The sequence below is a fragment of the Kitasatospora sp. NPDC059571 genome (assembly GCF_042735675.1).
GTDB lineage: Bacteria > Actinomycetota > Actinomycetes > Streptomycetales > Streptomycetaceae > Kitasatospora.
In genome coordinates this window covers 1-10,273 of sequence record NZ_JBHWBW010000274.1, presented here as the reverse complement: position 1 = coordinate 10,273, position 10,273 = coordinate 1, and the positions used below count along the sequence as shown (strand labels likewise).

Sequence of the window (10,273 nt, the reverse complement as noted above, 5' to 3'; positions counted from 1 at the left end):
GGGGGGGGGGCCCCCCCCCGCGCCCGCCCGCCCCGCCCCCGCGCCCCCGCGGGCGCCGCCGGCCCCCCCGTCGTGGGCGGGGCCGTGCGGGCGCACTAGGCTCGGGCGTGTGAGCACCGAATTCCCCTTCCCCGAGCTGTCCGGCGCCGCCACGGGTGTCGGGTCGCTGCCCGGCACCGACGCCCGCGAGGCGGCCCGGACGGCGACCGGCGCGCTGGAGCAGCTGCCGCACCTGCCCGAACTGCCCGCCCGCGGGCCCGGCGCCGACATGATCGGGCGCGGCGCCGGCCTGCTGGTCGAGCTGTTCGCGCAGACCGAGCCGAGCGGCTGGCGCTTCACCGACCGGCCCGGCCGGGACACCCGGCGCGCGCACTCCTGGCTCGGCGAGGACCTCGACGCCCTGGAGGAGTTCACCCAGGGCTACCGGGGCGCGCTCAAGGTGCAGGCGGTCGGCCCGTGGACGCTGGCCGCCTCGATCGAGCTCAAGCACGGCGAGAAGGCGCTCGCCGACCCCGGCGCCTGCCGCGACATCGCCGGCTCGCTCACCGAGGGCCTGCGCCGCCACCTCGCGGACGTGCGCAGGCGCGTCCCGGGCGCCGAGGTGGTGCTCCAGCTCGACGAGCCCTCGCTGCCCGCGGTGCTGGCCGGCGAGGTGCGTACGGCCAGCGGCTTCCAGCGGCTGCGCGCCGTCGACCGGCAGGTCGCCGAGGAGGAACTGCGGTCCGTGATCCGCGCCCTGGACGCACCCGTCGTGGTGCACAGCTGCGCCCCGGGCGTACCGCTGCCGCTGCTGCGCCGGGCCGGGGTGGCCGGCGTCTCGCTGGACTTCGCACTGCTGACGGAGCGTGAGGACGAGGACCTCGGCGAGGCGGTGGAGGCGGGCACCGTGATCCTCGCCGGTGTCGTGCCCGCCACCGACCGGGTGCTGTCGGACCCGGCCGGTAGTGTCCAGGGTGTCAGGACGTTGTGGAAGAGGCTCGGGTTCGGTCCGGAGCTGCTGGGCCGCCGGGTGCTGGTGACACCGGCCTGCGGGCTGGCGGGGGCGTCCCCCGCGTACGCGCGCCGGGCCCTGTCACAGAGCGTCAGGGCGGCGCAGAGCCTGGTGGACAACCCGGAGTGAGACGGTAGGAGGCGCACGGTGGCGGCGGTCGAGGGCTGGGAGGACGTTCCCGCGGAGGTCCGCAGGCGGCACGCCGAGCTGGCGGCCGAGGTGGAGGACCACCGCGCCCGCTACTACGAGCAGGACGCGCCGGTCGTCAGCGACGCCGAGTTCGACGCGCTGATGCGCGAGCTGCAGGCGGTCGAGGCCGAGCACCCGGTGCTGCGCACGCCCGAGTCGCCCACCCAGAAGGTGGGCGGCGCGGTCGCCGAGGGCTTCGCCTCGGTGGAGCACCGGGAGCGCCTGCTCAGCCTCGACAACGCGATGGACGACGAGGAGCTCGCCGCCTGGGCCGAGCGGGTCGCCCGCGAGCTCGACGGCCTCGACTACCACTACCTGTGCGAGCTGAAGGTGGACGGCCTGGCCGTCAACCTCACCTACGAGCGCGGCGAGCTGGTGCTGGCCGCGACCCGCGGCGACGGCCGGGTCGGCGAGGACATCACCGCCAACGTCCGCACCATCAAGGAGATCCCGCACCGGCTGCACGGCGACGACGTCCCCGAGCTGGTCGAGATCCGCGGCGAGGTGTACTTCCCGACGGAGGCCTTCGAGGCGCTGAACGCCTCCTTCGCCGCCGAGAACGAGCGCCGCCGGCTGGAGAACGAGGAGCGGGCCAAGGAGGGCCGGCGGCCGCGCGCGATGGTCCGGCTGTTCATGAACCCCCGCAACGCCGCCGCCGGTTCGCTGCGCATGAAGGACCCGCTGGTCACCGCCTCCCGCCCGCTGCACATGGTGGTGCACGGCATCGGCGCCCGGGTCGGCTTCGACATCGACTGCCAGTCGCACGCCTACGACCTGCTGCGCGCCTGGGGCCTGCCGACCGCCCGCCACAACCGGGTGGTCGGCACGCTGGACGAGGTCCGCGCCTTCATCAAGCAGTACGGCGAGCAGCGGCACTCCGTCGAGCACGAGATCGACGGCGTGGTGGTCAAGGTCGACGAGATCCCGCTGCAGGGCCGGCTCGGCGCCACCTCCTCCTCGCCGCGCTGGGCGATCGCCTGGAAGTACCCGCCGGAGGAGGTCACCGCCAGGCTCGCCAGCATCAAGGTCGGCATCGGCCGCACCGGCCGGGCCACCCCCTACGCGGTGCTGGCCGAGCCGGTGAAGGTGGCCGGCTCGATGGTCCAGTACGCGACCCTGCACAACCAGCAGGTGGTCAAGGCCAAGGGCGTGCTGCTCGGCGACACCGTGGTGCTGCGCAAGGCCGGCGACGTGATCCCGGAGATCCTCGGCCCGGTCGAGGACCTGCGCGACGGCACCGAGCAGGAGTTCGTGATGCCGACGCACTGCCACGAGTGCGGCACCCAGCTGCGCCCGATGTCCGAGGGGGACATCGACGTGCGCTGCCCCAACGCCCGGTACTGCCCGGCCCAGGTCCGCGAGCGCCTGGCCTACCTCGGCGGCCGCGAGTCGCTGGACGTCGAGGGCCTCGGCTACGTCGCCGCCACCGCGCTGACCCAGCCGCTGGAGCCCGCCGAGCCGCCCGTCAAGAACGAGGGGGACATCTTCGGCCTCACCGAGGAGCAGCTGCTGCCGATCAAGGTGCTGGTGCGCGACCCCAAGACCGGCATGCCCAAGCCGGACGACCGTACCGGCAAGGAGAAGGTGGTGACCTTCTTCGCCACCACCAAGGGCGAGCCGAAGAAGTCGCTGTCCGTGCTGCTCGACAACCTCGCCGCGGCCAAGGACCGCCCGCTCTGGCGGTACCTGAACGGCCTGTCGATCCGGCATGTCGGCCCGGTCGCCGCGCAGGCGCTCGCCCGCGAGTTCCGCGACCTGGACCGGATCTTCGCCGCCACCGAGGAGGAGCTGGCCGCCGCCGAGGGCGTCGGCCCGATCATCGCCCGGGCGGTCAAGGAGTGGCACGCCGAGGAGTGGCACCGGGAGATCCTGGAGAAGTGGCGGGCCGCCGGCGTGCAGTTCACCGAGGCCGGCGCCGAGGAGGAGGGCGAGCGGCCGCTGGAGGGCCTGACCGTGGTGGTCACCGGCACCCTGGCCGGCCACACCCGGGACGGCGCCAAGGAGGCGCTCACCTCGCGCGGGGCGAAGGTGACCGGCTCGGTCTCCAAGAAGACCCACTTCGTGGTGGTCGGCGACAACCCGGGCTCGAAGTACGACAAGGCCGTCCAGCTCAAGGTGCCGGTGCTCGACGACGCCGGGTTCGCCGTGCTGCTCGCGGACGGCCCCGAGGCGGCCCGGGCCCACCTCGGCCTCGACGTGCCGCAGGAGGACGCGCCGCAGCAGGACGCGCCGCAGGCGGGGGACGGGCCTGAGGGGTCCTGACCGGCCGGATGCTGTTATCGTCCTGACACCGCGTCACGGGGTGTACGGGCCGGAAACCGGGCATTGTGTCACTGTCCGGCATCGGTCTGCCGGTGGCGCGCCCGGGGATGTCCGAAAGTCCGCCCTGTCGGCGGACACCGGCTTACCCTTGGCGCAACAGAGTGTCAGCAAGGGGTGGAGGGCGGTGGCTTCGGCCGCCGTCCCGTGGGGCGCCCCGATACCTGACGTCCACCGGCACCCCGCGCGGGTGCCTCACCGTAAGGCGGCCTGACGGGGCGGGCCCGGCGGAGGACAGGGCATATGGATCGTACGACCGGCGGCGCGCCCACACGCCCGCCGCAGGGGGTGGCAGGGGCTGTCCTGCTGCTCGGCGTCCTGCTGGCCGGCGCCGCACCGCTCATCCCGCTGGCCGTGCTGGTCTACCGGTACGAGCCGGAACTGCTGCCGCTGTTCACCGTCCCGCTGGCCGTGCTGGTCGCCGCCTGGCGGATCGCCCGCGACCGGGCCAGGGACCAGCTCACCGACCCGCTCACCGACCTGCCGAACCGCCAGGCCCTGCTGCTCGCCGCCCAGGACGCCATCGCCCGCCACGACGGCGAGGACGACTACAGCGTCGGCATCATCCTGCTCGACCTGGACCGCTTCCGGTCGCTCAACGACGCGCTCGGCCACACCGCAGGCGACCGGCTGCTGGTGCACATCGCCCGTCGGCTGCACCGGGCGCTGCGGGCCGGCCACGGCCGTCCCGGACGTGCCGGCCGCGACGTCCCCGCCGAGCTCACCGCCGCCCTGCCCGCCCCCGACCGGCACGGCGGCCGGCCGGTGGTGGCCCGGATGGGCGGCGACGAGTTCGCCGTCCTGCTGCCCGGCGTCGGCCGCGCGGACACGCTGGAACGTATCGCCAAGGCCCTGATCGCCGAACTGGCCGCCCCGATCCGCCTGGACGGCCTGCTGCTCGTCCTGGAGGCCAGCGCAGGCGTCTGCGTCTACCCCGCGCACGCCCAGGACGCCGAGGCGCTGCTGCGGCGCGCCGACGTCGCGATGGGCCACGCCCAGCGCGGCCGCAGCGGCGTCGAGGTCTACCACCAGGCGCAGGACATCGACACCCCGTACCGGATCGGCCTGCTCGGCGACCTGCGCCGGGCCCTGGAGACCGCCGAGGTGCAGCTGCACTACCAGCCGAAGGTGGCCTTCGACGGCCGCGTGGTCGGCCTGGAGGCGCTGCTGCGCTGGGAGCGGCCCGGCCAGGGCCGGGTCCCCCCGGACGAGTTCATCGGCCTGGCCGAGTCCAGCGGGCTGATGCCCCGGCTCACCGACTACGTGCTGGAGTCGGCGGTCGGCCAGCTCGCCCAGTGGCGCGCCCAGGGCCTCCAGGTGCCGGTCGCGGTCAACGTGTCGCCCCGCGACGTGCTCAACCCCGGCTTCGCCACCCGCGTCGCCGGGCACCTCACCCGCCACCGGGTGCCCGCCCACGCCCTCCAGCTGGAGATCACCGAGCGGCTGCTGCTCGACGACTCCCGGCGCGCCGCCGACACCCTCGCCGAACTGCGCCGCTACGGCGTCGGGATGTCCCTGGACGACTTCGGCACCGGCCACTCCTCGATGGCCCGGCTGCGCAGCCTGCCGGTCGGCGAGCTGAAGATCGACCGCTCGTTCGTCTCCCGGATGGTCGCCGACGACCACGACGCCGCGGTGGTGCGCTGCTCCGTCGAGCTCGCCCACTCGCTGGGGCTGACCGTGGTCGCCGAGGGCGTCGAGGACGACGAGACCTGGGAGCGGCTGCACGGCATGGGCGTGGACGCCGTCCAGGGCTGGCTGGTCTCCGCCGCGCTGCCCGCCGACCAGGCGACCGCCTGGCTCATGGTCCGCCAGACCGGCGCCGCCCGCGCCGAGCGGGTGGCCGCCGCCCCGCCGCAGCCGCTCGCCCCGCAGCTGCCGCAGGCCAGGCCGCTGCCCACGGTCGCCGCCCAGGCCGAACTGCCCGCGCCGACCAGCCAGCAGTGACCTCCGAGCGGGAGCTGCGGGCGGCCCCGCCTCCTTGCGGATCCGGCGCGTCCGGTTGAGTGTGTGCCACGGGGTACACGCTCGACCGGGCCGGACCGAGGAGGATCAGTGGACGAGCAGCGGACGGCGGCGGCGGTGCTCGCCGCCCTCCTCCTGACGGCGGGCGCCACCGCGTGCAGCACGGCCCCGGGCGCCGCCGCCGGCCCGGCGGCCGCCACCGGGGCGCCGGGATCGCCCCCGTCCGCGGGCGCCGCGGCCCGCTCCGCGACCGCGCGCGCCACCGCCAACGGCGTCGAGGCGCTCGCCCCGCAGCAGGTCGTCGACCGTGCGCTGGCCGCGCTCAAGCAGGCCCGCTCGGTGCGGATCACCGGCGACGGCAGCAGCGACGGGCAGTCCGTCACCTTCGACCTCAGCGCCGACACCGACGGCAACTGCGCCGGCACCATGGGCCTGAGCGGACAGGGCACGTTCCGGCTGGTCAAGCGGGGCACCAGCCTGTGGGTCAAGCCCGACCCGGTGTTCTGGCGCAGCCACGGCGGCCAGGGCGCCGAGCAGCTGATCGGCGACAAGTACCTGAAGACCACCACCGAGAACACCGACTTCGCCGCCATGGGCACCGTCTGCGACCTCGACACCCTGGCCGGGTCGCTGTCCGCCTCGCCCGCGGCGCCCGACCGCGGGAAGTCCGTGACGGTGAACGGCGCCCCGGCCGTCGCGGTGCCCGTCACCGGCACCGGCGGGGCCGGCGACGGCGTGCTGTCGGTGGCCACCCGCGGCGAGCCCTACCCGCTGCGCCTGGAGCTCACCGGCGGCTCCGGGACCGGCCGGGTCGACCTCAAGGAGTTCGGCACGCCGGTGCCCTCCGGCACGCCCGGCCCGGACGAGACGCTCGACCTCGACCAGCTGAACGGCGGCGGCACCCCCGGCGCCGAGGCCGGCGCCCCGGACGGCCTCGCCCTCTGAGCCCCGGCGGGCCGCGCGGGCCGCACCGCCCGGCGCCGCGCCGCACCCTGACCGCCCCCGATCGCCGCGGACCGCGCCGGCCCCCGGGCACCCGCCGGTTCTGCGTGGCAAAGGCCGCGGGCCCGCGCCATAGGATGTGTCCCTAGACCAAGAGGACGGGCAAGGCCCCGGTCTCACCGAAACCCGAACCTGAGGATCGCCGCATGCCTGGCATCACGCGCGAGGAGGTCGCCCACCTCGCTCGGCTGTCGCGTCTCGAATTGCAGGCCGAAGAGCTGGACCACTTCGCCGAGCAGCTCGACGTGATCATCGGCGCGGTCGCCCGCGTTTCCGAGGTCGCCGGACAGGACGTCCCGCCGACCTCCCACCCGCTGCCGCTGACCAACGTCATGCGCGCGGACGAGGTGCGGCCGTCGCTGACCCCCGAGCAGGCGCTGTCCGGCGCCCCGGCCAGCGAGGAGCAGCGTTTCCGTGTGCCCCAGATCCTCGGGGAGGACTGAGCGATGACCGAGCTGATCAAGTACACCGCCGCGGAGACCGCCGCCGCGATCTCCGCCGGCGAGGTCTCCGCCGTCGAGGTCGCCCAGGCGCACCTGGACCGCATCGGCGCCGTGGACAAGAAGGTCAACGCCTTCCTGCACGTCGACACCGAGGGCGCGCTCAAGGCCGCCCGTGCGGTCGACGACCGGCGCGCCCGCGGCGAGGAGCTCGGCCCGCTGGCCGGCGTCCCGCTGGCGCTCAAGGACGTCTTCACCGCCAAGGGCATCCCCACCACCTGCGGCTCGAAGATCCTCGAGGGCTGGATCCCGCCGTACGACGCCACCCTGACGTCGCGTCTGAAGGACGCGGGCGTGGTCATCCTCGGCAAGACCAACATGGACGAGTTCGCGATGGGCTCCTCCACCGAGAACTCCGCCTACGGCCCCACCGGCAACCCGTGGGACCTCACCCGCATCCCGGGCGGCTCCGGCGGCGGCTCCGCGGCCGCGCTCGCCGCGTACGAGGCCCCGCTGGCCATCGGCACCGACACCGGCGGCTCGATCCGCCAGCCGGGCGCCGTCACCGGCACCGTCGGCGTCAAGCCGACCTACGGCGCGGTCTCCCGCTACGGCCTGGTCGCCTTCTCCTCCTCGCTCGACCAGGGCGGCCCGTGCGCCCGCACGGTGCTGGACGCGGCGCTGCTGCACGAGGCCATCGCCGGCCACGACCCGCTGGACTCCACCTCCATCGACGCGCCGGTGCCGGCCGTGGTCGAGGCGGCGCGGATGCGCGACATCCGCGGCATGCGGATCGGCGTCGTCAAGGAGTTCGCCGGCGAGGGCTACCAGGCCGGCGTGATGCAGCGCTTCAACGAGAGCGTGGAGCTGCTGCGCGAGCTGGGCGCCGAGGTCGTCGAGGTGTCCTGCCCGTCCTTCACCCTCGCCCTCCCGGCGTACTACCTGATCGCGCCGAGCGAGGCCTCGTCCAACCTGGCCCGCTTCGACGCCATGCGCTACGGCCTGCGGGTCGGCGACAACGGCGCCCGCAGCGCCGAGGAGGTCACCGCCCTCACCCGCGAGGCCGGCTTCGGCCCCGAGGTCAAGCGCCGCATCATGCTCGGCACCTACGCCCTCTCCTCGGGCTACTACGACGCCTACTACGGCTCGGCGCAGAAGGTCCGCACGCTCATCTCGCGGGACTTCGACGCCGCCTTCGCCGGCGTGGACGTGCTGGTCTCCCCGACCACCCCGACCACCGCCTTCCCGATCGGCGAGCGCGCCGACGACCCGATGGCGATGTACCTGGCGGACCTGTGCACCATCCCGTCGAACCTGGCGGGCAACGCGGCCATGTCGCTGCCCTGCGGCCTGGCCCCGGAGGACAATCTCCCGGTCGGCCTCCAGATCATCGCCCCCGCGATGGCGGACGACCGCCTGTACCGCGTGGGCGGCGCCGTCGAGGCCGCACTCAACGAGAAGTGGGGACACCCCCTGCTGGAGGAGGCACCGGCACTGTGAGCACCGTAGCGAAGGCCAAGAGCCAGTCGTCGTCGATCAAGGGGTTCAAGCACTCCAAGCCGGGCCTGTGGCTGTCCCTGGGCACCACCGCGTTCGGCGCGATCTCGATCGTCAAGGACATCAAGCGGGCCAACGGCGAGCACGACAGGCTCCGGCTGATCAACGCGCTGGCCGGCGCCGCCGCCCTGATCACCGGTACCGCCATGCTGCTGCGCGAGCTGAAGCAGCTCGGCGACGACGACGTCCTGCTGGGCTGACGGGCCCGCACCTCCGAAGATTTTTAGTGAAGGGGGCGCTGTGAGCGCCATTGACCTGGTCTCGTACGAGGACGCGCTGGCCTCGTACGACCCGGTGATGGGCCTTGAGGTCCACGTCGAGCTGGGCACCAAGACCAAGATGTTCTGCGGCTGCTCGACCGAGCTCGGCGCCGAGCCGAACTCCCAGACCTGCCCGACCTGCCTCGGCCTGCCCGGCTCGCTGCCGGTGGTCAACGCGGTCGGCGTGGAGTCGGCGATCCGGATCGGCCTGGCGCTGAACTGCTCGATCGCCGAGTGGTGCCGGTTCGCCCGGAAGAACTACTTCTACCCGGACATGCCGAAGAACTTCCAGACCTCCCAGTACGACGAGCCGATCGCCTTCAACGGCTACCTCGACGTGCAGCTGGAGGACGGCGAGGTCTTCCGGGTGGAGATCGAGCGCGCCCACATGGAGGAGGACACCGGCAAGTCGACCCACGTCGGCGGTGCCACCGGCCGCATCCACGGCGCCGAGTACTCCCTGCTCGACTACAACCGGGCCGGCATCCCGCTGATCGAGATCGTCACCAAGCCGATCGTCGGCGCCGGTGAGCGGGCCCCCGAGGTCGCCAAGGCCTACGTCACCGAGCTGCGCGAGCTGATCCGCGCCCTCGGCGTCTCCGACGCCCGGATGGACAAGGGCCAGATGCGCTGCGACGTCAACCTGTCGCTGCGCCCCAACGGCACCGAGAAGTTCGGTACCCGCAGCGAGACCAAGAACGTCAACTCGCTGCGCAGCGTCGAGCGGGCCGCCCGGTTCGAGATCCAGCGGCACGCCACCGTGCTGGGCGACGGCGGCACCATCGTCCAGGAGACCCGCCACTTCCACGAGGACAACGGCACCACCACCGCGGGCCGGGTCAAGGAGGAGGCGGAGGACTACCGCTACTTCCCCGAGCCGGACCTCGTCCCGATCGCCCCGTCCCGTGAGTGGGTCGAGGAGATCCGGGCGGCGCTGCCCGAGCTCCCGCGGGTGCGCCGGGCCCGGCTGCAGGCCGAGTGGGACCTGTCCGACAAGGACATGCAGGCGGTGCTCAACGCCGGCGCGGTCGAGCCGATCCAGCAGACCATCGCCGCCGGCGCCCCCGCCGACCAGGCCCGCAAGTGGTGGCTCGGCGAGATCGCCCGCCGCGCCAACGAGGCCGGCACCGACCTGGCCGAGCAGCCGATCACCCCGGCCCAGGTGGCCCGGGTCTGCGCGCTGGTCGCCGAGGGCAAGCTCAACGACAAGCTGGCCCGCCAGGTCATCGAGGGCGTGCTGGCCGGTGAGGGCGAGCCGGACGAGGTGGTCGCCGGACGCGGCCTGGCCGTCGTCTCGGACGACTCGGCGCTCGGCGCCGCCGTCGACCAGGCGATCGCCGACAACCCGGACGTCGCCGCCAAGATCCGCGACGGCAAGGTGCAGGCCGTCGGCGCGCTGGTCGGCGCGGTCATGAAGGCCACCCGCGGCCAGGCCGACGCGGCCCGCGCCAAGGACCTCATCCTGGAGCGCCTCGGCGCCTGAGGCCCCGGCCGTCCGCTCTGAGGTACCTCAGAGCACCCGAAGGCCCGTGCCCGCCCCGTCTAAGGGC

General features: G+C 74.1%; 7 protein-coding genes and 1 pseudogene. All 8 read left to right on the top strand.

Translation table 11 applies throughout. From position 1 onward, the window contains the following. The first annotated feature begins 109 nt into the window (after window positions 1-109). The 8 genes and pseudogenes from ACFV0G_RS25685 to gatB all read left to right on the top strand — a co-directional run bounded on the left by ACFV0G_RS25685 (window position 110) and on the right by gatB (window position 10,206). Window positions 110-1,120, top strand: a complete 1,011-nt coding sequence (locus tag ACFV0G_RS25685; RefSeq protein ID WP_380552439.1) for a methionine synthase — start codon at window positions 110-112, stop codon at window positions 1,118-1,120. Between the two features lie 18 nt (window positions 1,121-1,138). Beyond that, the gene (ligA, locus tag ACFV0G_RS25680; RefSeq protein WP_380552436.1) at window positions 1,139-3,442 is read left to right on the top strand and encodes an NAD-dependent DNA ligase LigA; all 2,304 of its coding nucleotides are present in this window, start codon (window positions 1,139-1,141) and stop codon (window positions 3,440-3,442) included. A 363-nt stretch (window positions 3,443-3,805) separates the two neighbouring features. Further along, window positions 3,806-5,446, top strand: a pseudogene (locus ACFV0G_RS25675) (putative bifunctional diguanylate cyclase/phosphodiesterase); the annotation flags it as partial. Between the two features lie 108 nt (window positions 5,447-5,554). Continuing rightward, window positions 5,555-6,409, top strand: a complete 855-nt coding sequence (locus tag ACFV0G_RS25670; protein WP_380552433.1) for a hypothetical protein — start codon at window positions 5,555-5,557, stop codon at window positions 6,407-6,409. Window positions 6,410-6,612: 203 nt separating this feature from the next. After that, complete coding sequence (gene gatC / locus ACFV0G_RS25665; RefSeq protein WP_033820075.1) at window positions 6,613-6,909, top strand: Asp-tRNA(Asn)/Glu-tRNA(Gln) amidotransferase subunit GatC; 297 nt, start codon at window positions 6,613-6,615, stop codon at window positions 6,907-6,909. A 3-nt stretch (window positions 6,910-6,912) separates the two neighbouring features. Next, entirely contained in the window at window positions 6,913-8,406 is a 1,494-nt protein-coding gene (gene gatA, locus ACFV0G_RS25660; RefSeq protein WP_380552429.1) for an Asp-tRNA(Asn)/Glu-tRNA(Gln) amidotransferase subunit GatA, read from the top strand. Then, window positions 8,403-8,663 (top strand): hypothetical protein, encoded by a 261-nt coding sequence (locus ACFV0G_RS25655; protein WP_380552426.1) that lies wholly within the window; start codon window positions 8,403-8,405, stop codon window positions 8,661-8,663. The genes gatA and ACFV0G_RS25655 overlap by 4 nt, the downstream gene beginning before the upstream one ends. A gap of 40 nt (window positions 8,664-8,703) precedes the next feature. Continuing rightward, entirely contained in the window at window positions 8,704-10,206 is a 1,503-nt protein-coding gene (gene gatB, locus ACFV0G_RS25650; RefSeq protein ID WP_380552423.1) for an Asp-tRNA(Asn)/Glu-tRNA(Gln) amidotransferase subunit GatB, read from the top strand. The last annotated feature ends 67 nt before the right edge of the window (window positions 10,207-10,273 follow it).